Raw genomic sequence first — 22,304 nt, 5'->3', positions numbered from 1 at the left:
ATCACCCTACCCAAACCTCACTTCTTCTTGCCCGACTGCGCCCTGGCGAACGCCTCGGCGAAGGCGCTGTTGATCGGCTCCGGCGCCTTGGCCGGCTTTGGTGCTGCCTTGGGCGCAGGCGCCGCCGGGCGGCGATCCTGCTGCTGCGGCGGACGGGCAGGCCCCCGGTCCTCGCGGCGCTCTTCCCGACGGGCCGGGCGGGGCGCTTCCTCGCCCATGCGCATGGTCAGGGCGATGCGCTTGCGGGGAATGTCCACCTCCAGCACCTTCACCTTCACCACGTCGCCGGCCTTCACCACCGTGTGAGGGTCCTTCACGAAGCTGTTGGCAAGCTGGGAAATATGCACCAGCCCGTCCTGATGGACGCCGATGTCGACGAAGGCACCGAAAGCGGTGACGTTGGTGACGACGCCCTCCAGCATCATCCCCGGCTGAAGGTGCTTCAGTTCCTCCACCCCCTCCTTGAAGGTGGCGGTCTTGAACTCCGGACGGGGGTCGCGGCCGGGCTTCTCCAGCTCCTTGATGATGTCCTCGATGGTGGGCAGGCCGAAGCGCTCGTCGGTGAACTCCTCCGCATTCAGGCCGCGCAGGAAGCGGGCGTCGCCGATGACGCTGCCGAGGTCGCGGCCGGTGGTCTTCACGATGCGCTGGACCACCGGATAGGCTTCCGGATGGACGGCGGAGCCGTCGAGCGGATTTTCGCCGTCGCGGATGCGCAGGAAGCCGGCGGCCTGCTCGAAGGTCTTCGGCCCCAGCCGCGCCACGTCGAGCAACTGCTTGCGCGAGCGGAAGGCGCCGTTGCGGTCGCGATGCTCGACGATGTTGCGGGCGATGGTCTCGTTCAGTCCCGACACGCGGGTCAGCAGCGGGATCGACGCGGTGTTCAGGTCGACGCCGACGGCGTTCACGCAATCCTCGACCACCGCATCCAGCGAGCGCGCCAGCTTGCCGCCGGCAACGTCATGCTGGTACTGGCCGACGCCGATCGACTTCGGCTCGATCTTCACCAGCTCGGCCAGCGGGTCCTGTAGGCGACGGGCGATGGAAACCGCGCCGCGCAGGCTGACGTCCAGGTTGGGGAACTCGTGCGCCGCTGTTTCCGACGCCGAATAAACCGACGCGCCGGCCTCGCTGACCACCAGCTTGGTCAGGGACAGCTTGGGATGGCGCTTCATCAGGTCGGCGGCGAGCTTGTCGGTCTCGCGCGACGCGGTGCCGTTGCCGATGGAGATCAGCTCCACCTTGTGCCGCGCCGCCAGCGCCGCCAGCACGGCGATGGAGCCGTCCCAGTCGTTGCGCGGCGGATGCGGGTAGATGGTCGTCGTCTCCACCAGCTTGCCGGTGGAATCGACGACGGCGACCTTCACGCCGGTGCGGATGCCGGGATCGAGCCCGATGGTGGCGCGCTGGCCGGCGGGTGCGGCCAGCAGCAGGTCGTGCAGGTTGCGGGCGAAGACGCGGATCGCCTCGTCCTCCGCCCGCTCACGCAGGCTCCCCATCAGATCGGTCTCGATATGCGGGCCGATCTTCAGCTTCCAGGTCCAGCGCACCACGTCGGACAGCCACTTGTCGGCCGGGCGGCCCTGGTCGCGGATGCCGGTGTGGACGGCGATGGTGCCCTCCGCCGGGTGGGGCTGACCCTCTTCGACCGGCAGATCCAGGCGGATGTCGAGCACGCCCTGAGCCCGGCCACGGAACAGCGCCAGTGCCCGGTGCGACGGCAGCTTCGACCAGTTCTCCGAGAAGTCGAAATAGTCGGAGAATTTGGCGCCCTCCGCCTTCTTCTCCTCGATCACCTTGGAGGTGACGACGCCCTTGTCGGCCATAGCGGTGCGCAGGCGGCCGACCAGTTCGGCATCCTCGCCGAAGCGTTCCACCAGGATATGGCGGGCGCCGTCCAGCGCCGCCTTGACGTCAGCAACACCCTTGTCGGCGTCGACGAAGGCGGCGGCCTCGGCGTCCGGCTGCTTCTTCGGGTCGGCCAGCAGCGCGTCGGCCAGCGGCTCCAGTCCGGCTTCGCGGGCGATCTGGGCCTTGGTGCGGCGCTTCTGCTTGTAGGGGAGGTAGAGGTCCTCAAGCCGGGTCTTGGTGTCGGCCTGTTTGATCTGGCGTTCCAGTTCGGGCGTCAGCTTGCCCTGCTCCTGGATGGTCGACAGGATGCTGGCGCGACGGTCCTCCAGCTCCCGCAGGTAACCCAGACGCTCCTCCAGGGTGCGGAGCTGGGTGTCGTCCAGGCCGCCGGTCGCCTCCTTGCGGTAACGCGCGATGAAGGGAACGGTCGATCCTTCGTCGAGCATGGCGATGGCGGAAGCGACCTGGGACTCGCGGACCGACAGTTCGTCGGCGATGCGCTGGCTGATGGACAGCATGAGGCAGGGATCCTGCGGACTTGTGACGAACAAAAGGGTGTCTGTCATAGCGCGTCGGGGCGGGGGGACGCCACCCCGGCCTTTCGGCAGAGGGACGGATAGCCCAAGCCGAAGCGCAACCATTCGCGGCAGTTTTTCACAAAAAAGTGGTAGGGGGTGTTTTCTTCCCACCATTCATCGGCCGTTAACCATATCGGCCCTATACCTCTGCGTGCAACTTGGTTGCGTTTCCTCCCGAACCGACTTAGGGGCGGCCCGGCGGTGATACCGTCAGGCCGCCCTTTCTTTTTTCGGCAAGGAAAAAGGGCCGGGACGGACATGCCATCCCGGCCGGACCCCAAAAAGTGTCTGCCACCGGTCCATACCGAAAGGATCAGGGAAGGCGGCTTTCGGCCAGACGCAGGCGGCCTTCGGGGGAAAGGCGGGACAGGGTGTCGACGACGCGCGTCTCGATCTCGCTACGCAACGCCGCGTCGTTGGCGTGGACGCTGTCGAACAGGGCCTTGAGGCCGGCTGAATCGAAGGGTTGGGCCATCAGGGCCATGCGCAGGCGCGGCGCGAATTCCTCGCGGCTGACATGCATGCGGACGAACAGAGGACGGGCATCGTCAATCGCTTTGCGCAGGATCGCAGCGTCGGCCGGCGACAGGTGCCCCGACACGTCGTCGACGAAGCGCTCCAGCAGATGCTCGGGCCCGCCGGGCGGCGGAGGTGGCGGGCGGAAAGCGTGGGCGACGACGAAGCCGCCGGCCAGCATGTTGAGCGCAAGGGACCCGACCAGAAGGAACCAGGGCCAGCGGCGCCGAATGGCCGGCGTCATCTCACGTCTCCCAGATAGCTGACGATCATCACGCCGGACAGGGCGGGCGTGCTCGTCTTTTCGAAGGAAATCAGGCCCTGGCTGTAGCTAAGGAAGCCGACCAGCGCCATGCTGGCCAGGAAGCCGGCGAGCGGGGCAGGGCGGAAGGGCGGCCGCGACAGGAACCAGGGAACGAAATCCGGCACGATCCGCTGTGCCAGACAGTCGGCGATGCGGTCATAGACCTGCGCCTCGCGCCGGGCGGAGACCAGCGGGGTCGAGGCGGCGTCCAGCAGCGCGTCGGTGATGGCGGCGTCGGCCAGCAGGTCGCGGGCTTCGGCGCTGCCGTCCAGCAGGGCCAGCGCATCCACCCTGGCGGAGCGCGGCCAACGGTCCAGATCGGCGCCGTAGGCGGCGGCATTGCGTTTGAACTCTTTGAGCGTCATGACCGTGCACCGTCCTTCTGACGGATCAGGGGTTGAAGCCGGGCCCGCACGACGCGGCGCGCCCGGACCAGCAGACTTTCCATAGCCGAAACAGACACCTGCAATATTTCCGAAGCCTCAGCGCACGTCATCTCCTCATGGTAGCAGAGACTGAGCGCCGCCCGTTGCCGTTCCGGCAAGGCGGCGATCGCGGCATCCACCGCGGCACCGATCCGCATGCCGTCGATCACCGTCTCGGCGCTCCAGGCCGGATCGGCGATCTCGCCGGCATCGTCCAGGGGGGCGAAGCTGCGCCGCCGCTTGTAGTCGATGGCGCGATTCACCACGATCCTGTACAGCCAGGTGGTGAAGCGGGTTCCATCGCCGCGCCAACGGTCGGCATTGGCCCAAATCTGCAGGAAGGCGTCCTGCGCAACCTCTTCGGCGTCGGCGGCGTTCCCGACAACCCGTTGGGCCAAGGCGATGCTGCGGCGCAGATGCCGGCGCGTGAGTGTTCCAAATGCTTTCCGGTCACCGGCCGCAGCGTCCGCCATCAACGCCTCGTCGGTCACCGTTTCCTCGGTAGGCTCCACGCCGTATTCCGCCCGCTCCCGGTTTCTGTCAGCGGTTTATACGCGGCCGGAGGTGGAAGTCCTGCGCAGCGAGCGGCGATTTTCCGATCAGGGATTTCCCCAATGCCCGGCCCTCCCCGCCATTTTATTTCCATAAGAATGCTTATGTGTTTTTTGGGCCCGCTGAGGTGGGCGTTCCATCGGGACGGTGCGCGATGAACATCTTTGCCCGTCCTGCGGGAACCGCTTCGCCGCGGATCGGTTGATCCAAGCATGACCGTGGCAACGCCGGATGATCGGCGGCGTCATGAACGAAGCGACTGAAGGGACCGACACCATGCTCAAGATTTTCGGCTGGGCCATTCTGATCATCTTCATCATCGGCCTGCTGGTCGTCACCGGAATCCTGAAGCTGATCTTCTGACCGAACTTCCGACCTGCCCCGCCCTGCCCGGTCATTCCTCCGCCATCGCCAGGGCGCGGCGCAGGTGGGCGCGGCAGTCGGCGACCATGCGGCGGATCAGGTCGTCGCAGGTCGGGATGTCGTCGATCAGGCCGATCACCATGCCGGCCGAAACCACCCCATCCTGGACATTGCCGGACTGGAGCGCGGTTCGGCCGCGCTGGCCGGCGACGAGCGGCCGAACCTCTTCGAACTGCGCGCCGCCGGGACGTTTTTCCAGCGCGACGACCTCGTCCGACACGGCGTTCTTGAACACGCGGGCGGTGTTGCGCATGCTGCGAAGGATCAGGTTGGTGTCGCGCTCGCCGGCGGCGACCAGTGCCTGCTTGATGCTGTCATGCACCGGCGCCTCCCGCGTGCAGAGAAAGCGCGTGCCCATGTTGACGCCCTGGGCGCCGAGGGCCAGAGCGGCGGCCATGCCGCGCCCGTCGGCGATCCCGCCCGAGGCGATCACCGGGATGCGCAAGGCCCGCACCGCGGCCGGGATCAGGATCAGACCGGGGATGTCGTCCTCGCCCGGATGCCCGGCGCACTCGAACCCGTCGATGCTGATGATGTCCACGCCGGCCCTCTCCGCGCTCAGCGCGTGGCGGACGCTGGTGCATTTGTGCAGGATGCGGATGTCGTGCGCCTTCATCCGCTCGACGAAGGCGCGCGGGCTGTTGCCGGCGGTCTCCACGATGGTGATGCCGCTGTCGATGATGACGTCGAGATAGCGCTCGTAGGGCGGCGGTGTCACCGCGGGCAGCATGGTCAGGTTGACGCCGAAGGGACGGTCGGTCATCGCGCGGCAGCGCGCGATCTCGCGCGCCAGATCCTCGGGCGTCGGCTGGGTCAGCGCGGTGAGGATTCCCAGCCCGCCGGCATTCGACACGGATGCCGCCAGTTCGGCCAGCCCGACCCACTGCATCCCACCCTGTACGATCGGGTAATCGATGCCGAGCAGGCGCGTCACCTCGGTTTTCATGGCGTCCCCTTCCCTACCCATTCTGTTGGCCCCTGACAGTCGCGGATTCCCTACGGCATGTTTTCTTATAAGCGGAACCAAGCTTGATTGCGGAATATGATCTTCGGCGTATGATAAAAGAGCAAGGCATTGGAAAATCTGAGGACAAGCAAAAAACTTAACCTATGATAATGAAAGTATAGGGTCTAAAGGGACATGCTGTCGCCTCGCTCACCTCAAGGCGGTGCGCGCGGCGGACGCAGGGTTTCTATACCGCTGATTATGCTGAATACCGTTGGAAGCCATCGGCATATGTCAGTGGAACCCGATTGAAACGGGTCCGTTTCGGGAAGATCCCGTCGGACTCGTGACCGAGATGAGCAAAGGACGACCGTGACGCCTGCAACCGGACCTGAACCGTGGCCCCCGTCCATGGCGGGCACGCTTGATCTCGACGCCTGCGCGCGCGAACCGATTCACATTCCCGGCAGCATCCAGCCGCACGGCCATCTCCTGGCCATCGACGTGGACAGCCTTCGTCTCGTCTGCGCCAGCGCGGAAGCGGGCGCGGTGTTGAACCGTCCGCCCGCCGATGCGTTCGGCATGCCGGTCGACCAGCTGATCGACGCCGGCTCCCTGGCTTCGCTGCTCCGCGGGCTGCGTGCCGCCCCTGCCGAACCGGTGCAACTGGACATCCTGCACCTGCGCGGCGGCGGGGATTTCCAGGCGATCGCCCACCGCTCCGGGGATCTGGTGATCCTGGAGCTGGAGGAACTGCCCGCCACCGGCGCCGGTACGCTGGAGGCGCTGTATCCGCAGATGCGCGAAGGCATCCGCCGCATGCAGGCGGCCCATGACTTCGATGCCCTGCTGGCCAGCACGGCGGAGGAGGTGCGGGCGCTGACCGGCTTCGACCGTGTGCTGATCTACCGTTTCGACGAACAATGGAACGGCACCGTCATCGCGGAGAACGGCAACGGCCGCCTGCCCTCCTACCGCGGCCTGCGCTTTCCGGCCTCCGACATCCCGCAGCAGGCCCGGCGGCTCTACGCGCTGAACCGCCTGCGGCTGATCGCAGACACCCGTTATCAACCGGTTCCGATTCTGTCCGACAGGCGGGATGCGCCGCCGCTGGATCTCACCTTTTCCGTGCTGCGCAGCGTGTCGCCGGTTCATCTGGAATATATGCGCAACATGGGCACGCCGGCCTCCATGTCGATCTCGGTCATGGACGGGGACCGGCTGTGGGGCTTGATCTCCTGCCACAATGCCGAGCCGCGGCAGGTCTCCTTTGCGGTGCGCACCGCCTGCGATCTGCTGGGGCAGGTGCTGTCCAGCCAGATGATCGCGCTGGAACGGGCGCTGGATGCCGACCACCGAATCCGCTCCAAGAGCACCCAGGCGCGGCTGCTCGCCCATATGGCGGCGGCGGAGCATTTCATCGACGGCCTCAGCGAGGATCGCGAGGATCTGCTGGCCCTGGTCAATGCCGACGGCGCCGCGATTCTGTTCGACGGCGATTGCCGGCTGATCGGCCGCACCCCGCCGCAGGAGGTGGTCGAGGCCATCGCCGCGGAACTGGCCGGCCAGGGCATCAAGGATCTGTTCGCCAGCCACCAGCTTCCCCTTGAGATCCCGGCCGCCGCCGGAATGGAGCGGACCGCCAGCGGCCTGCTGGCGATCTCCATCTCGCAGCTCCATCCCAGCTATCTGCTGTGGTTCCGGCCGGAGATCGTGCAGTCCATCGACTGGGCCGGCGATCCCAACAAGCCGCTGGACGCCAGCGGCCGGCTTTCCCCCCGCAACTCCTTCGAAGCCTGGAAGGAGACGGTGCGCGGCCAGTCCCTGCCCTGGCGTCATGGCGAGATCGAGGCGGCCGGCGATTTCCGTAACGCCATCGTCAGCATCGTGCTGCGCAAGGCCGAGGAGATGGCCGCCCTGAACGAGGAGCTTCGCCGCAGCAACGGCGAACTGGCCGCTTTCTCCTACTCGGTCTCGCACGACCTGCGGGCGCCCTTCCGCCACGTCACCAGCTATGCCGAGCTTCTGCGCTCCCGCGCCGCCGACAAGCTGAACGAGCGGGAGCGCCACTATCTGGACAGCATCATCGAGGCGGCGAGTTCGGCCGGCCGGCTCGTCGACGGGCTTCTGCATTTCTCGCAGCTGGGGCGAACGACGCTGGCACGGGTGGAGGTCGATGTCGGCCGGCTGGTGGATGAGGTCCGCCACCTGCTGGAACCCGACCTGCAGGGCCGCGACGTGCGCTGGACCGTGCATCCGCTGCCGGGCGTCAACGGCGATCCGACCATGCTGCGGCTGGTGGTGCAGAACCTACTGTCGAACGCCATCAAATACACCCGCGACCGCGCCGCGCCGGAGATCGAGGTGGGCTGCCGCACCACCGCCGACGCCCATGAGTTCTACGTGCGCGATAATGGCCGTGGATTTGACATGGCCTATGCCGGTAAGCTCTTCGGCGTCTTCCAGCGCCTGCATCGCGAGGAGGAGTTCGAGGGCATCGGCATCGGCCTCGCCAATGTCCGCCGCATCGTGGAGCGTCACGGCGGGCGGGTCTGGGCGGAAGGCAGGCTGGACCACGGTGCAACCTTCCATTTCTCCCTGCCGCGGTCATCAGCCGCCGAATCGAGGTAGCCCCATGGCCACGCTGAAACCGATCCTGCTGGTCGAGGACAACCCGAAGGACCTGGAGCTGACGCTGGAGGCCTTCGCCGAGGCCCAGCTCGCCAACGACATCGTCGTCGCCCGCGACGGGGCGGAGGCTTTGTCCTACCTGTTCCACGAGGATGGGCAGGCGGTGTCGAAGCCGACCGACCCGAAATATCCGGCCGTCATCATCCTCGACATCAAGCTGCCGAAGGTGGACGGGATCGAAGTGCTGCAGCGGATCAAAGCGAACGACAGCACCCGCGCCATTCCCGTCGTCATGCTGACCTCGTCCAAGGAGGAGCAGGACCTCGTCCGCAGCTACCGGCTGGGGGTGAATGCCTTCGTGGTCAAGCCGGTCGGCTTCAAGGAGTTTTTCGACGCGATCCGCGACATCGGAAGTTTCTGGGCGATCCTGAACGAGCCGCCGCCCGGATGTCATCCCCGCAGGCCGCGCGGCAGCTGATGGCGCAGGTGATGGAACCTTTCGCCGGCCAGTCCGCCGGTTCTCCCTTGGCCGGCTCCCCCTTCACGGACAGTGGACCGGCCGATCCGGGCCGGCCGATCCCGTGCCGTGTCCTGCTGCTGGAGGACAGCGGCATGGACGCCGATCTGGTGCGCGAACATCTGATGATGATCGACGACCACGCGTTCGACATTCACCGGGTCGAGACGCGGCAGGCCTTCATCGACGCCATCGCCGACGGCGGTCCCTACGACCTGATCCTGTCGGACTTCGACCTGCCGGATTTCGACGGCATGTCGGCGCTGGCGATCGCGCGCGACCGGCTGCCCCGCGTCCCCTTCATCTTCGTTTCCGGCATGCTGGGCGAGGAGAATGCCATCGAGGCGCTGAAGAAGGGCGCCACCGACTATGTGGTGAAGCTTCGCATGGAGCGCCTGCAGGTCGTGGTCCGCCGCGCCCTGGTGGAGGCGCGCGACCGCAACGAGCTGGCCGACAAGCGGGCGGCCCTGGCCGAGAGCGAGGCACGTCTGCGCTTCGCGCTGGAGGCCGGGCGGCTGGGGTCCTGGGAACTCAATCTGGCGACCAACCGGCTGCGCGTCTCGGCGATCTGCGCCGCCAACCTGGGGCTTTCCGATCCGGCCGATATTGCGACCTATGACCGGCTGCTGGAGCGCGTCCATCCCGACGACCGCGACTCTCAGCAGGCGATGGTCCGGCAGGCGGTGACCAGCGGTTTGCCGCTGGATATGGAATACCGCACGATCTGGCCCGACGGCAGCGTCCAATGGGTCCAGGTGCGTGGCCGCGCGATCTACGACAAGAACGGCGCGCCGACCGGTCTGGCCGGCGTCTCGCTCAACATCACCGACCGCAAGAAGGCCGAGGAGCGGCAGCTTCTGCTGCTGGAGGAACTGAACCACCGGGTCAAGAACACGCTGGCAATGGTGCAGTCGATCGCCAAGCAGACCCTGCGCGCCGCCCCGTCGGTGGAAGCCTTCCCCGATGCCTTCCAGTCGCGGCTGCGCGCCCTGGCCCAGGCACACGACCTGCTGACCCGCCGCCATTGGCAGGGCGCCTCGCTGACCGAGATCGCCGCCCTGACGCTGGAGCCCCATGTCGATGCCGGCCGTGTCCGGGTCGGCGGCCCGCCGGTCAACCTGACCACCGGCGTGGCGGTGTCGCTGCACCTCGCCTTCCACGAACTCGCCACCAACGCCGCGAAATACGGCGCCCTGTCGGCGGAGAGCGGCCGTATCGATCTGGATTGGGAGATCACGCCGCCGGCCGGGCCGGCTGCACGGGACGGGGCGGCGAGCCATGCCGGCTCCGGGCATCCCTCCCGCGCTGCCGCGGGCGCGCTGGTGCTGCGCTGGCGCGAGAGCGGCGGACCGCCGGTGGTGCCGCCGACCCGTCGCGGTTTCGGCTCCCGCCTGATCGAGCGCGGCCTGGCGCATGAGTTGGAAGGCGATGTTGCCCTTGCCTTCGACCCCGCCGGCGTGCGATGCCGGCTGGTAATCCCATTGTCGTCGCGAGTGAGCCCGCAGTGACCGACGCGAACCTGTCGAACCTGACCGTCCTGATCGTCGAGGACGAACCGTTGATCGCCATGAGCCTGGAGGATGCCCTGCTCGACCAGGGCGTCACCTGTATCGGTCCGGCCGGTTCGGTTTCGGCGGCCTTGGAAATAATCGAGGCGGGCGGCTTCGACATCGCGCTGCTGGACGTCAACCTGCGTGGCGAGCGGGTCGACGCGGTGGCCGACCGTCTGGCCGCCGCCGGCATCCCCTTCATCTTCACCACCGGTCATGGGGCGGAGGGGCTGCCCGATGCCCACCGTGAGCGGCCGGTGATTGGAAAGCCGTTCCGCGACCTCGACATCACCGACGCACTGGCCCGCCACCGCCCGCGCTGAGCGTCAAACCACGCGGGCCGGACACAGGGAGGGATGCCCTGAGCGGTTCCGATATGACGAGCCAGTGGGTCTGGCGCGAATCCGCATCGACATAGCGGACGCCCGTTACCGCGAAGCGGTGGTAGCTGCCGTCATGCCGCCGGTAGCTCAATTGCAGGTCATAAGCGGCCTCGTCATAGACCGCCTTCAGCCAGGCGTCGGCCGCGGCCATCTGGTGGTCCGGATGGACTGCCGACACCCAGCCGCATCCCAGCATCTTGCTTGCCAACGGTCCGAAATACCGCCGCGTCGTTTCGCTGAGCGCCAGATTGCTGCCGTCGGGACCGCACAGTACCAGCAGCGCCTCTCCGGACACCCCCATTCGCGAAAGCTGATCCCGGAGAGGCTGATTCCGCATGATGCTGCGGCTGATCGGATCAAGTGACGCTGGCATGGGCTCGCCCTAGGTGCACTCTCCTGCCCTCGATGGCCGAAAGCCTCGATATAGAAGCATTTTATGCTGAAAATGTAATAAATCGAGCCCTAATCCTCTGCGGCTCCGTCCCTATCCTGCTGTCTCCGTCTTCATTCCCCTTCGGCGCGACAACGTGTCGCGTCGGACAATCCGCCGCTTTGACAATGGCCGGACAACTTGTATACTAGTATACACAAAGCGGCGCATGGCTGCCGTCCTGACAAAATTGATGGCCGCTGAATTATGCCCGATGGCGAAGGGGCGCGGCGGCGACGGGATGAAATTCGAAGGAGTGTCTTCCATGAACATCAAGTCCCGGATCGACCGCATCCCCGGCGGGATGATGATCGTCCCCCTGTTCCTCGGCGCCTGCCTGAACACGTTGGCTCCCAACACGGGCAAATTCTTCGGGTCCTTCACCAACGGGCTGATCACCGGCACGCTGCCGATCCTGTCGGTGTGGTTCTTCTGCATCGGCGCCAGCATCAGCCTGAAGGCAACGCCGCTGGTCCTGCGCAAGAGCGGCGTGCTGGTGTCGGTCAAGCTCCTCACCGCCGCCATGGCGGGCGTCATCGCCTCGTGGTTCATCCCGGCGGAAGGCATCACGTCCGGCTTCTTCTCCGGCCTGTCGGTGCTGGCGATCATCGCGGTGATGAACGACACCAACGGCGGCATGTACATGGCGCTGATGCAGCAGTACGGCACCAAGGAGGAGGCCGGCGCCTTCTGCCTGATGTGCCTGGAATCGGGACCCTTCATGACCATGGTGACGCTGGGCATCGCCGGGCTGGCGGCCTTCCCCTGGCAGACGATGGTCGGCGCCCTGCTGCCCTTCCTGATCGGCTTCGCGCTGGGCAATCTGGACAAGGACCTGCGGGCCTTCTTCACCCAGGGCGTCTCGGTGATGGTGCCGTTCTTCGCCTTCGCGCTGGGCAACAACCTGAACTTCTCGACGATCCTCAACACCGGGTTGCTGGGCATCGTGCTGGGCCTGACGGTGATCGTCGTCACCGGTTTCATGCTGGTTTTGGCCGACGTCCTTCTGGCGAAGGGCAACGGTACGGCCGGCATCGGTGCCGCCTCCACCGCCGGTGCGGCTGTGACGGTCCCGCCGATCATCGCTTCGATCGAGCCGACCTTCGCGCCGGTCGCCCCGTCGGCCACGGCGCTGATCGCCACCAGCGTGGTGGTCACGGCCCTGCTGACGCCGCCGCTGACGGCATGGTGGGCGCGTCGCTTCGGCGTGCTGTCGCCCCGCTATCAGGCCGCCGAAGCTGCCAAGCTCTCCCCCCAACCGGTGGGAGCCGCTCCGGCGGAGTGACCGGGACGAGCGTATTTCCGTGAAAAGAGGCCGCCGGCGGTTCCCCTGCCGGCGGCCTTCCGCATTACTGCTTCTTGGCCGGTTCGGCGTTGTGGCCGTGGCCGGCGCCGCCCATGGCGCCCATATGCCCTTCGGCCTGGGGCGCGCTCTGTCCGGCCGCCTCGACGGAGATCTCGACTTCGACGGTGCCTGCCTTTTCGAAGTGCAGGGTCATAGGGATGTGGGCGCCCTTCTCCAGCGGCTTCTTGAGGCCCAGCAGCATGATGTGCAGGCCGCCGGGCGCCAGCTTCACCTCCTCGCCCGGCGCCACCGGAATGGCCGGAACCTCCCGCATCTTCATCACGCCATTCTCGTTCAGATGGGTGTGCAACTCCGCCTTGTCGGCGGCCGGGGTAGAGGCGGAAACCAGACGGTCCTCCGTGCTGCCGGTGTTGGTCAGCGACAGATAGGCGCCGCCGTTCGGGGCCGCCGGCGCGGTGGCGCGCGCCCAGGGATGGCCGATCTCGATCGGGCCGGCCTTGTAGCTGTGGGCCAAAGCGGGGACGGCACCGAACAGGGCCAGGGCGGCGGCGATGCCGAGAATGCGCTTCATGGACTCTTCTCCTGGAATGCGGATGTGAACAGCAGGGGGGAGCCGCCGCGGCGGGTTATGCCGCGGGACGTGAATTGGAAGGTTGCACGTTGGAATGTGTGGATAGACCGCCAAGCGCACCGATCCGGACGGAGAGTGGGCGTGGCGATGCGCGTGGCGGCCTTGGCTGAGCAGCCGCGAAAATCAGGCGAGCGACGGCGGAGCGCGGGCCTGGAGGGTCGACAGGAACCAGCCGGCGGCGATCCGTTCGCCCGGCAGCAGGCGGGAGTCGCTGGCCATGGCAAGGGCCGGGCCGACGGTCAATGGCGGCGGCGGCAAGGCCAGCCCGGCCACCAGCGGGCAGAGCGGGCAATGGTCGGTGTTTGACGGCGCGTGATCCGGCGATTTTTCAGGGTCGCCGTCGTCGGAGGCGAGCCCGAACTCGCCGATTCCATAAACGGCGGCATCGACCTGGAGGGTGGTCAGGCCGCCGGAGGAACAGATCGGCAGCGAGGCGGTCTCTCCGGCCCGGGCGGTCCCCGGAACCATCGGCATCCAGCCCCAGGCAATGACCTGCAGCAACAGCGCGGCCATCCCGGCCACCAGGCCGAGCCTCCGCACCCGCCGCACTGTCGATCGACCGAAGGGCATTCGGTTCCGCCGCCTTTGCAATCGCCGGACGTACCCGGCAGCGGAGCAGGATACCGCAGCATTCGTAAACGGACGAGCGGCAAATGAACGCACAAATCGAGAAGGGTCAGGCCAGCAGGCGGAAGGCCGGTTCCGGCCTGGACAGCAGGTCGTGGCGCAAGGCCTCGATGGTGGCGTCGTCGCGGGCGGCGCGGGGAACGGTCACCGGCACCTCCGCCACCACCCGGCCGGGCGACGGCGCCAGCAGAAGCAGCCGGTCGGCCAGCGCCAGGGCTTCGCGCAGGTTGTGGGTGACCAGCAGGACGGTGGCCGGCCGCCGGTCCAGCAGTTCCGACAGCAGCGTGCGCAGCCGAAGCGCCGTCGGCTCGTCCAGCGAGACGAAGGGTTCGTCCATCAGCAGCAGGTCCGGCTCCACCAGGAAGGCACGGGCCAGCGCAACCCGCCGCGCCATGCCCAGCGACAGTTGGGTCGGGAAGCGGTCGGCGAAGGGCGACAGCTCCAGCGCGTCGAGCATGGCGTCGACCGCCGGGCCGCGGCGCTGCGCACGCGGCAGGACCAGCGCCAGATTCTGCCGCACGGTTCGCCAGGGCAGCAGGCGCGGTTCCTGGAAGACATAGCCGAGCCGGGCCGGCCCGCCGTCCGGCCGCGCCCCGACCTCCACCACGCCGTCGAAGGCGCGGTCCAGCCCGGCGACGATGCCGAGCGCGGTCGTCTTGCCGCAGCCGCTGGGGCCGACCAGCGCCACGACCTCCCCCGCCGCGGCGGACAGGGTCAGGCCGCGCACCGCCTCCACCGCGCCGAAGCGCTTGGAGCGGATCTCAAGCTTCAGCGGGCATCCGCCGCCAGCGCTGGCAGTGGCGCTCGACCGGTTGCAGGATGCCGTATTCCAGAAGCTGGACCACGGCCACGAACGCGATGGTGTAAGCCAGGATTCCTGCGACATCGAAGGTCTGAAATAGGAGGTTGATCTGGAATCCGACACCATCGCTGCGGCCCAGCAGTTCGACCACCAGCACGATCTTCCAGATCAGCGCCAGGCCGGACCGCGCAGCCGCGGCGATGGTGGGGGTGAGTTGCGGCAGCAGCACATGGCGAAGCCGGTCCGCGGGCGACAGGCGGTAGACGCGGGCCATGTCGATCAGCCCCTCGTCGATGGCGCGGGCACCGGCCCGCACCAGGACCACCGTGTTGGGAATCTTGTTGACGGCGACCGCGCCGATGGCCGCCGCCTCGGTCAATCCGAACCAGACATAGGCCAGCACGATGACCACCAGCGCCGGCAGGTTCAGGAAGAAGACCAGCCAGGGGCCGAACAGCCGGTCGATGAAGGGCGACCGCCCCATCGGCAGACCCAGCCCGACCCCGATGGACATGGCGAGCGCGAAGGCCGCCAGCACGCGCAGCAGCGTGACGCCCATGTGATGGAACAGCGCCCCGCTCTCCGCCTCGCGCAGCAAGGCCTCGGCCACCACCACCGGTCCCGGAAGCAGGCGCCCGCCGACCGTCAGCGCCGCCGCCTGCCAGACGGCCAGCAGCAGCAGGATCGACGCAACAGGCATCAGGGCGCGGCGCACCGGTCAGGCCCCACCGATCCAGAAGGTGCCGGGGGCGATGGTGGGCGCGTCACCGACCAGTTCCCGCCCACCCAGCCGCGCCAGCAGCGCGTAGAGCTTTGCGGCCCCTGCCCGCTCCTCCTCGGTCCAGCGGCGCGGGATGCCGTCGCGGTAGCGGTCGCGCAGGATGCGGAAGGTGGCGTCATCCTCCGCCTGCATCAGCGGGGCGAGCCGCTGCCACGCGGCGTCGGACTGTGCCAGCAGGGCTTTCGCCTTGTTCGTCGCCGCCTGGAATCCGGCGATGGCGGCCGGGTTGGCGCGCGCCCATTCCTCGCGGAAGACATAACCGATGGAGGGCACCGTCGCCGGCTGGCCCAGCGCCTCCAGCATGTCGGACACCGTCATCGTCACGCGCATGCCCTTCGCCTCCAGCCGGGCGGCGAAGGGCCAGAAGGTCAATACCGCATCCAGGTCGCCGCTGGCGATCTTGCTGTTCAGCAGAGGCGGTGCGGCGAAGAAGGGCTGCGCATCGCGGTCTAGCGACAGTCCATGGCGGTCGGCGGCCAGGGCCTTCAGCAGGAGCCAGCTCTTGTCGAGCGGGCTGCCGGCGACCCCAATGCGCTTGCCGCGCAGGTCGCCGATCCCGGCGATGGCGGACTTGGCCGGAACCACCAGCGCGCCGACGGCGGTCGAGTAGGGGATGAAGCACAGTGCCTCCCCCTTGCTGCGCATCCGCGACACCCACAGCCAGTCGGAAACGATGACCTCGACCCCGCCCGCCTGGAGCGCCACCTGGGTGGCGGGGTTGCCCGCCAGCTCCACCAGTTGCAGGTCGATGCCGGCTTGGCGGTCGAAGCCGTTGGCGCGGACGGTGTCGAGTTCCCAGCTGACCGTGCCGAACTTCAGCACCCCGGCGCGGACAACCGTCCGGTCGGCGGCAGCCGCGTGCCGGAGCGTTGCAGACGCCAGCAGCGCGCCGGCCGCCAGCAATGTCGTCCGTCTGGTGCAGCCTGCCGCCATGGTCCCCGCCCGGTGTTGAATGGACTGCCAGCTTAGGGGGACTGTAGATGGTTCGTATATTCAACGATAGGAGGATAAGGGGGGTAGCGCCGGCTGGACGGCGGCCGGTTTGGAGGGGGCGGGATCACAGTCCCAGATAGGCCTGCTTCACCGCCGGGTCGGCCAGCAGCGCCTCCCCCGTGCCCGACAGCACCACCCGGCCGTTCTCCAGCACGTAAGCCGTCTGGGCGATGCGCAGGGAGGCGGCGACATTCTGTTCGACCAGGATGATCGTCATGCCCTCGGCCGCCAGTGTCCGGATGATGCGGAACAGCTCCTGCACCAGGGCGGGCGACAGGCCGAGCGACGGCTCGTCGAACATGATGAGGTCCGGCTTGCCCATCAGGCAGCGGCCGATGGCCAGCATCTGCTGCTCGCCGCCGGACAGGGTGCCGGCCGCCTGGTCCAGCCGTTCGCGCAGGCGCGGGAACAGGTCCAGCACCCGGTCGTAGGTCTGGCGCGCGCTGGACCGGGCGCGTGGGATGACGGCGCCCATCTCCAGATTCTCCCGCACGCTCAGCGTCGGGAAGATCTGCCGCCCTTCCGCCACCTGCCCGATGCCGAGGTCGCAGACGACATGGCTGGGCAGTCCGGCGATCTCGCGGTCCTTGAAGCGGATGCTGCCACGCGCCGGTTTCAGGATGCCGGAGATGGCGCGGATCAGCGAGGTCTTGCCGGCCCCGTTGGCGCCGACGATGGCGGTGGTCTGCCCCGCCGCCACCTGCAGCGTGACACCGTCGAGCGCCTGGGCGTCGCCATAGTACAGGTCGAGATCGGATACGGTCAGCATGGCGGCAGGTCCAAAAGGCGGGGAGCGCCCTCTATAGCGCGATCATTTCAGGAAGAACACCGCACTCATCACCAGACCGACGGCGATGATGCCGGTGCGCAGGATCGGCTTGGGGATCTTCCGCCCCAGCCGGGCGCCGACATAACCGCCGGCGACCGCGGCCACCACCATCAGCAGCGCCTTCGGCCATTCCACCGCCCCGCCAGCGGCATAGGCCACCACGGCGATGGCGGTCAGCACGGCGGAGAACAGGTTCTTCAGCCCGTTCATGGCATTCAGGTCGGTCATGCCGAACAGGCTCAACTGCGCCAGCAGGAGGATGCCGAGCCCGCCGTTGAAATAGCCGCCATAGACGGAGACGGCGAACAGCGTGCCCAGCATCGCCCCGTTGCCGTGCAGACCCAGGCTGCGCAGCCGCTGCGCCAGCATGTTGCCGAAGGCGAACAGCCCGGTCGCCAGCAGCAAGAGCCAGGGCACGATGCCGCGGAACACCGAATCCGGCGTCACCAGCAGCAGCCCTGCCCCGACCAGCCCGCCGACCAGACTGACCGCCGACAGCAGCGGCAGGCTGAGCGTGCCGACCGGCGTCAGGTCCTGACGGTAGCCGTAGACGCCGCTGGCATAGCCGGGGAGCAGGGCGACCGTGCCGGTGGCGTTGGCGGCGACCGGCGGCACCCCGGCGTAGATCAACGCCGGCAGGGTGAGGAAGCTTCCCCCGCCGGCAACGGCATTCATTGCTCCAGCCAGAAAGGCCGCGGCCAATAAAATCAATTCGATCATGATATTACGAGCGGTTCCTCAACTCCCGGCGAATGATCTTGCCGGTGGTGGTCATGGGAAGGCTTTCCATGAATTCGATCGAACGCGGATATTCGTGGGCGGCCAGCCGGGTCTTCACATGCTCCTGGATCGAGGCCACCAGCGCGTCGTCCGGCGTCACCCCCTCCTGCAACACGACGAAGGCCTTGACGATCTCCGTGCGCAGCGGGTCGGGCACGCCGACCACCGCCGCCATGCGGACGGCGGGATGGCCGATCAGGCAATCCTCGATCTCGCCGGGGCCGATGCGGTAGCCGGCAGACGTGATGACGTCGTCATCACGCCCGACGAAGCGGATGTAACCGTCCTCGTCCAACTCCCCCTGGTCGCCGGTGACCAGCCAGTCGCCCCCAGGCCCAACGAATTTTGCCGCGGTGGCGTCGGGGTTGTTCCAATAACCGAGGAACATCACCGGATCCGGCCGATGCACGGCGATCAGGCCGAGCTTGCCCGGCGGCAGCCGGTTGCCCTGCCCGTCGATCACCGCCACGTCATGGCCGGGGACCGGACGGCCCATGATGCCGGGCTTCGGCGTCATCAGCGTCGCGGCCGAGGAGACGATCATGTTGCATTCGGTCTGGCCGTAGAACTCGTTGATTGTCACGCCGAAGGTCTCGCGCCCCCAATCGAGCAGCCCGGCACCCAGCGTCTCGCCGCCGCTGGCGACGGAGCGCATGTCGATGCGATGGCGCGCCCGAGGGTTCTTCACCGCCCGCATCATCTTCAGCGCCGTCGGCGGCAGGAAGGCGTTGCGCACCTGGAATTCGGCCAGCAGGGCGAAGGCGGCCTCCGCATCGAACTTCTCGAAGCGGTGGGAGACCACCGTCACACCATGGTGCCAGGCCGGCAGCAGCACGTCGAGCAGCCCGCCGATCCAAGCCCAGTCGGCCGGCGTCCAGATGCGGTCGGCTGGCTGCGGGAACAGGTCGTGCGACATCTCCACGCCCGGCAGATGACCCAGCAGCACCCGGTGCGCATGCAGCGCGCCCTTGGGTTGGCCGGTGGTGCCGGAGGTGTAGATGATCAGCGCCGGATCGTCCGGCCCAGTGTCGGCCGGGGTGAAGCTGTCGGACGCCGCGTCGCACAGCCCATGCCAGTCCAGGCAGCCGGGACCGGACCCGTCGACGCGGAAGACAGCACGCAGGTCGGGCAGGCGGTCGCGGATCTGGGCGATCTTGGCGGCCCCGGCGGCGTCGGTGACCACGGCGCGGGCGCCGCAGTTGGCCAGCCGGTATTCCAGCGCCTCCACCCCGAACAGCGAGAACAGCGGTACGGCGATGCCGCCCAGCTTGTAGACCGAGACATGGCTGATCGCGGTTTCCGGCGCCTGGGGCAGCAGAATGCCGACCCGGTCGCCGCGCGCAATACCTTGCGCCGTCAGCGCATTGGCGAAGCGGTTGGACAGGGCGCGGATGTCGGAGAAGCGGTATTCCTCGGTCCCGCCGTCGCGCCGCTTGTGGATCAGGGCGATGCGGCCGGGGTCCGTTTCCGCCCAGCGGTCGCAGACGTCGACGCCGATGTTGTAGCGGTCGGGCACGCGCCAGGCGAAGGCGCGGGACACCCCTTCATAGCTGTCCGCGTTGGGCAGCATGTTCGTTCCCTCCCAAGGGCTTGTCGTCGATTCCTTCGTGGAACCGTTGGCACGATCATAGGGGCAAGCGAGGCACCGCGTCACGCATCGGGAATAAGATGCGGGTCAGCCATGTTGATGGCGTCAGGAACGAACAGTTTCGTGCCGATCCAAACAGGACCCAACAGGACGAGAGCCACCATGAAAGCCAGCCCCTTCCTCGCCGCCGCGCTGTCCGCCAGCCTGCTCGCGGCCCCGCTTGCCGGCTGCGCACAGCCCGGCTACGGCGACTCCTATGGCGGCGTCAGCGCCAACAAGCAAACGGCCGGCACCGTTCTCGGCGGCGTGGTCGGTGGCTTGGCCGGCTCGCGCTTCGGCGGCGGCAGCGGCAAGCTGGTGGCGGTGGGCGTCGGCACGCTGCTGGGTGCGGCGCTGGGCAATGCCGCCGGCGCCTCGCTCGACCGTGCCGACCAGAACTATGCCCAGCAGGCGGCGGTCAACGCCTACAGCGCGCCGACCGGCAGCACCGTGCGCTGGAACAATCCGGACACCGGCAATTACGGCAGCTACACGCCTGTGCGCGAGGGCACCGGGCCGCAGGGTCAGCTCTGCCGTGAATATCAGACCACCATCGTGGTCCAGGGCCGCACCCAGCAGGGCTTCGGCACCGCCTGCCAGCAGCCGGACGGCACGTGGCGCGTGGTCAGCTGACCGGAACTGCCGTCAGGCAAGCGCCGTCCGCCGCCGGGCGGCGCTGCCGGATTTCGGCGGCGGGCCGGTGAGGGCGCTGGCGATGCGCACCGCCCCGTCGCCGTCCAGCGGCAGTGCCGTGGCGGCATCCTGCATCCGCTGCCGTTGCCCGGCGTCGGCCCACAGGGCGAGCGCCCGCCCGGCGATGACCGCCGCCGCCTTGGCGGGATCGCAGCCACGGGCGTCCAGGGCCGTGCACCAGCCGAGATCGGCGGCGTCGCCGCTCGCCATCGCCTGATTGTCGGCGGTGACCACCAGAAGGGTCGGCACCGCCAGCGCGGCAAGTTCCCCCATGGTGCCGCCGCCGGCCGACACCGCCAGACCGCAGTCGGCCATCAGCGCGCCCATGCGCGGGCAGTCGATCTCCACGGATACGCCATCGGCAGCGAGCGCCGCCACCTCGGCCGCCACCTCGTTTGCCCGCGGGTTGCTGCCGCCGACGACGGCGACGATCCGGCAGCCGTCGGGCCGCTCCGTCGCCAGCGCCTGCAGAACCGGCCCCGTCAGGCCGAGCGGGTCGGAGCCGCCGAAGGTCACCAGCAGCACCGGCCGGTCGGCGATGGTCCGCCGCGGCGCCTGAGCCGCCAGCCGAACCTCCCGCCGCAACGGGGCGTAGCCGGGGCCGAGCAGCAGGACGGCGCCGGGCGCCATCGCATCATAGGGAAGGGCCACCGCTTGCGGTGCGGCGTTGACGACGAGGTCGGCGTGCAGCGGCGTGCCGTCGCCCAGATCGTCCCAGGCCAGCACCCGCGCACCGGCGGCCTGCAGCCCGACGCGGTAGGCTTCGCCAAAGCGGTAGCCGTCGAGCATCACCGCCGTGCCATGCTCCCGCCGCAGGAGCGAGCGGGTGGCGGCCAGATCCGCCGCCTGCCCCACCGGACCGGCGATGGAGACATGGCGGAAGCCGTCCGCCGACAGCCGGCGGTCGATGGCGGGGGTGGATTCGACGGCGGCGAACAGCGCCTCGTGCCCCTGGTCGCGCAAGGCTTCCGCCACGGCGAGGCAGCGCATGACATGGCCGGTGCCGATGGTCGGCGACGCGTCGGCGCGGATGAGGATGACGGCCATGGCACTGGTCCGGAGAAATCGGCGTTGTGGCCCGGCCCCGGCGCAAGCACCCACTGCGCACGGTGTCGAGTCGGTGCGCATCTTGGCCCGGCACATTGCGCGAGTCCAGTGGCAGACGGTCGCGTGCGCGGAGGTAAATTGCGGCCGCCGGGGCTCCCGACGGACCTCCCCGTCAGGACTCGCGGCCGGCGATGACGCTGGCGGCGGTGGCGAGGCTCTCCGGCGTGCCGATGTCGAGGAAGCGGGCCTTGGCGACATGGGCGTTCAGCGTGCCCGACGGCAGCTTTTCCAGCACGTCGCGTTCCAGCGACACCGCGCCCGCCGCGATGAAGCGGTCGAGGAAGGCGGCGGAGAACAGATAGACGCCGGCATTGATGGTGCCCGCCCCCGGCACCTTGTCCAGGAAACGGCGGACGCGGCTGTCCGGCCCGATCTCCACCCGCACGAAGCGGGAGGCATCCTCCACCGTCACACACAGGACCGACGCCTCCGCCCCCGACAGCCGGTGCGAGGCGATGAAGGCGCGCAGGTCGGCGTCGAGGAAGGTGTCGCCGTTCACCACCAGGATGGTGCTGCTGCGCAGTTCCTTGCGGACATAGCCGAGCGCCCCTGCGGTGCCGAGCGGGCGCGGTTCGATCTGGCAGACCACGTCGATGGTGCCGGCGGAATCGCCGCGGGCGAGCCATGCGGTCACCCGATCGGCCAGATGGCCCAGGCACAGCACCACCCGGCGCGATCCGTAGGTCGACAGGTAATCCAGGAGATGGCCGAGGAAGGCACGGCCCGCGATGGGGGCCAGGACCTTCGGCGTGTCACCCAGAACGCCCCGGATGCGTGTGCCCAGCCCGCCGGCAAGCACCGCGACGTCTATGTTGGCAAGAGCGTCCTCAGACCGCACCGACCGTCCTTTCCCTAAAACCGCGCCCCGAAACCCTGTCCTGAACCCATCTGTCGCCGTCCGGCAGGAAGCAGCTTACGACGGCGCGGGCGCCGGGTCATCCACCCTGCGCGGCGCCCGGCGGCCATAGTCGATAAAGGGGGCGCTCCGGAATCGCAATGCGGAATTGCGTGGGCCTCCCTCC

22 protein-coding genes are annotated in these 22,304 nt (G+C 68.2%); 6 read left to right on the top strand and 16 right to left on the bottom strand.

Translation table 11 applies throughout. The features are described 5' to 3' along the window. Positions 1-17 precede the first annotated feature (17 nt). The 5 genes from ACCD06_RS25395 to ACCD06_RS25375 all read right to left on the bottom strand — a co-directional run bounded on the left by ACCD06_RS25395 (position 18) and on the right by ACCD06_RS25375 (position 5,595). On the bottom strand, positions 18-2,369 hold the full coding sequence (locus tag ACCD06_RS25395) for a Tex family protein (protein ID WP_413344394.1): 2,352 nt from the start codon (positions 2,367-2,369) through the stop codon (positions 18-20). Positions 2,370-2,742: 373 nt separating this feature from the next. After that, positions 2,743-3,189 carry a periplasmic heavy metal sensor gene (locus ACCD06_RS25390; RefSeq protein WP_413344391.1) on the bottom strand — a complete coding sequence of 149 codons (447 nt, stop codon included), beginning with the start codon at positions 3,187-3,189 and terminating at the stop codon, positions 2,743-2,745. After that, a complete protein-coding gene (locus tag ACCD06_RS25385; protein WP_413344389.1) occupies positions 3,186-3,614 on the bottom strand; it encodes a hypothetical protein in 429 nt (142 codons plus the stop codon). Before ACCD06_RS25385 ends, ACCD06_RS25390 begins: the two co-directional genes overlap by 4 nt. Further along, complete coding sequence (locus ACCD06_RS25380; protein ID WP_246458084.1) at positions 3,611-4,165, bottom strand: sigma-70 family RNA polymerase sigma factor; 555 nt, start codon at positions 4,163-4,165, stop codon at positions 3,611-3,613. The genes ACCD06_RS25385 and ACCD06_RS25380 overlap by 4 nt, the downstream gene beginning before the upstream one ends. 455 nt (positions 4,166-4,620) lie before the next feature. After that, positions 4,621-5,595: an NAD(P)H-dependent flavin oxidoreductase gene (locus ACCD06_RS25375; RefSeq protein WP_413344386.1), complete on the bottom strand. Its 975-nt coding sequence runs from the start codon at positions 5,593-5,595 to the stop codon at positions 4,621-4,623. A gap of 411 nt (positions 5,596-6,006) precedes the next feature. Between ACCD06_RS25375 and ACCD06_RS25370 the strand changes: the two genes are divergently transcribed. Genes ACCD06_RS25370 through ACCD06_RS25355 form a run of 4 tightly spaced genes read left to right on the top strand, consistent with a single transcriptional unit; the run spans position 6,007 to position 10,616 of the window. Then, positions 6,007-8,226, top strand: coding sequence for an ATP-binding protein (locus tag ACCD06_RS25370; protein WP_413344384.1), 2,220 nt, complete (start codon positions 6,007-6,009; stop codon positions 8,224-8,226). A gap of 4 nt (positions 8,227-8,230) precedes the next feature. After that, positions 8,231-8,704, top strand: a complete 474-nt coding sequence (locus ACCD06_RS25365; protein ID WP_109156130.1) for a response regulator — start codon at positions 8,231-8,233, stop codon at positions 8,702-8,704. Further along, the gene (locus tag ACCD06_RS25360) at positions 8,674-10,251 is read left to right on the top strand and encodes a sensor histidine kinase (protein WP_413344382.1); all 1,578 of its coding nucleotides are present in this window, start codon (positions 8,674-8,676) and stop codon (positions 10,249-10,251) included. The genes ACCD06_RS25365 and ACCD06_RS25360 overlap by 31 nt, the downstream gene beginning before the upstream one ends. Beyond that, the gene (locus ACCD06_RS25355; protein ID WP_109154978.1) at positions 10,248-10,616 is read left to right on the top strand and encodes a response regulator; all 369 of its coding nucleotides are present in this window, start codon (positions 10,248-10,250) and stop codon (positions 10,614-10,616) included. The genes ACCD06_RS25360 and ACCD06_RS25355 overlap by 4 nt, the downstream gene beginning before the upstream one ends. Here the strand turns inward: ACCD06_RS25355 and ACCD06_RS25350 are convergent. Next, positions 10,582-11,049 (bottom strand): PAS domain-containing protein, encoded by a 468-nt coding sequence (locus ACCD06_RS25350; protein ID WP_413344379.1) that lies wholly within the window; start codon positions 11,047-11,049, stop codon positions 10,582-10,584. The genes ACCD06_RS25355 and ACCD06_RS25350 overlap by 35 nt on opposite strands. Positions 11,050-11,371: 322 nt before the next feature. Between ACCD06_RS25350 and kdgT the strand changes: the two genes are divergently transcribed. Further along, entirely contained in the window at positions 11,372-12,391 is a 1,020-nt protein-coding gene (kdgT, locus tag ACCD06_RS25345; RefSeq protein ID WP_413344377.1) for a 2-keto-3-deoxygluconate transporter, read from the top strand. Between the two features lie 64 nt (positions 12,392-12,455). On the opposite strand, the gene ACCD06_RS25340 is transcribed toward kdgT, so the two are convergent. The 8 genes from ACCD06_RS25340 to ACCD06_RS25305 form a co-directional block, all read right to left on the bottom strand. Then, on the bottom strand, positions 12,456-12,983 hold the full coding sequence (locus ACCD06_RS25340) for a copper chaperone PCu(A)C (RefSeq protein ID WP_109156129.1): 528 nt from the start codon (positions 12,981-12,983) through the stop codon (positions 12,456-12,458). A gap of 183 nt (positions 12,984-13,166) precedes the next feature. Then, the gene (locus tag ACCD06_RS25335) at positions 13,167-13,556 is read right to left on the bottom strand and encodes a DUF2946 family protein (RefSeq protein ID WP_413344375.1); all 390 of its coding nucleotides are present in this window, start codon (positions 13,554-13,556) and stop codon (positions 13,167-13,169) included. 163 nt (positions 13,557-13,719) lie between these two features. Continuing rightward, entirely contained in the window at positions 13,720-14,397 is a 678-nt protein-coding gene (locus ACCD06_RS25330; protein WP_247871242.1) for an ABC transporter ATP-binding protein, read from the bottom strand. A gap of 34 nt (positions 14,398-14,431) precedes the next feature. Continuing rightward, the gene (locus ACCD06_RS25325) at positions 14,432-15,172 is read right to left on the bottom strand and encodes an ABC transporter permease (RefSeq protein ID WP_413344372.1); all 741 of its coding nucleotides are present in this window, start codon (positions 15,170-15,172) and stop codon (positions 14,432-14,434) included. An 18-nt stretch (positions 15,173-15,190) separates the two neighbouring features. Further along, entirely contained in the window at positions 15,191-16,186 is a 996-nt protein-coding gene (locus ACCD06_RS25320) for an ABC transporter substrate-binding protein (RefSeq protein WP_413344370.1), read from the bottom strand. Between the two features lie 124 nt (positions 16,187-16,310). Further along, complete coding sequence (locus tag ACCD06_RS25315) at positions 16,311-17,015, bottom strand: ABC transporter ATP-binding protein (protein WP_109156125.1); 705 nt, start codon at positions 17,013-17,015, stop codon at positions 16,311-16,313. Positions 17,016-17,057: 42 nt separating this feature from the next. Then, positions 17,058-17,795 (bottom strand): sulfite exporter TauE/SafE family protein, encoded by a 738-nt coding sequence (locus tag ACCD06_RS25310; protein ID WP_413344367.1) that lies wholly within the window; start codon positions 17,793-17,795, stop codon positions 17,058-17,060. A gap of 4 nt (positions 17,796-17,799) precedes the next feature. Further along, positions 17,800-19,425 (bottom strand): acyl-CoA synthetase, encoded by a 1,626-nt coding sequence (locus ACCD06_RS25305; RefSeq protein WP_413344365.1) that lies wholly within the window; start codon positions 19,423-19,425, stop codon positions 17,800-17,802. A 180-nt stretch (positions 19,426-19,605) separates the two neighbouring features. Here ACCD06_RS25305 and ACCD06_RS25300 point away from each other — a divergent pair, with 180 nt between their 5' ends. Further along, the gene (locus tag ACCD06_RS25300) at positions 19,606-20,115 is read left to right on the top strand and encodes an RT0821/Lpp0805 family surface protein (RefSeq protein ID WP_109154987.1); all 510 of its coding nucleotides are present in this window, start codon (positions 19,606-19,608) and stop codon (positions 20,113-20,115) included. Positions 20,116-20,127: 12 nt separating this feature from the next. Here the strand turns inward: ACCD06_RS25300 and pseG are convergent, their stop codons facing one another. Then, positions 20,128-21,222 (bottom strand): UDP-2,4-diacetamido-2,4,6-trideoxy-beta-L-altropyranose hydrolase, encoded by a 1,095-nt coding sequence (gene pseG / locus ACCD06_RS25295; protein WP_413344362.1) that lies wholly within the window; start codon positions 21,220-21,222, stop codon positions 20,128-20,130. A gap of 172 nt (positions 21,223-21,394) precedes the next feature. Beyond that, complete coding sequence (locus ACCD06_RS25290; protein ID WP_109156121.1) at positions 21,395-22,120, bottom strand: nucleotidyltransferase family protein; 726 nt, start codon at positions 22,118-22,120, stop codon at positions 21,395-21,397. Positions 22,121-22,304 lie beyond the last annotated feature (184 nt).

Origin of the sequence: Azospirillum sp. CT11-132 (genome assembly GCF_047302835.1) — a bacterium.
In the GTDB taxonomy this organism is placed as follows: domain Bacteria; phylum Pseudomonadota; class Alphaproteobacteria; order Azospirillales; family Azospirillaceae; genus Azospirillum.
Note: the sequence above shows the minus strand (reverse complement) of the source record. Positions and strands in the feature narration are given on the sequence as shown.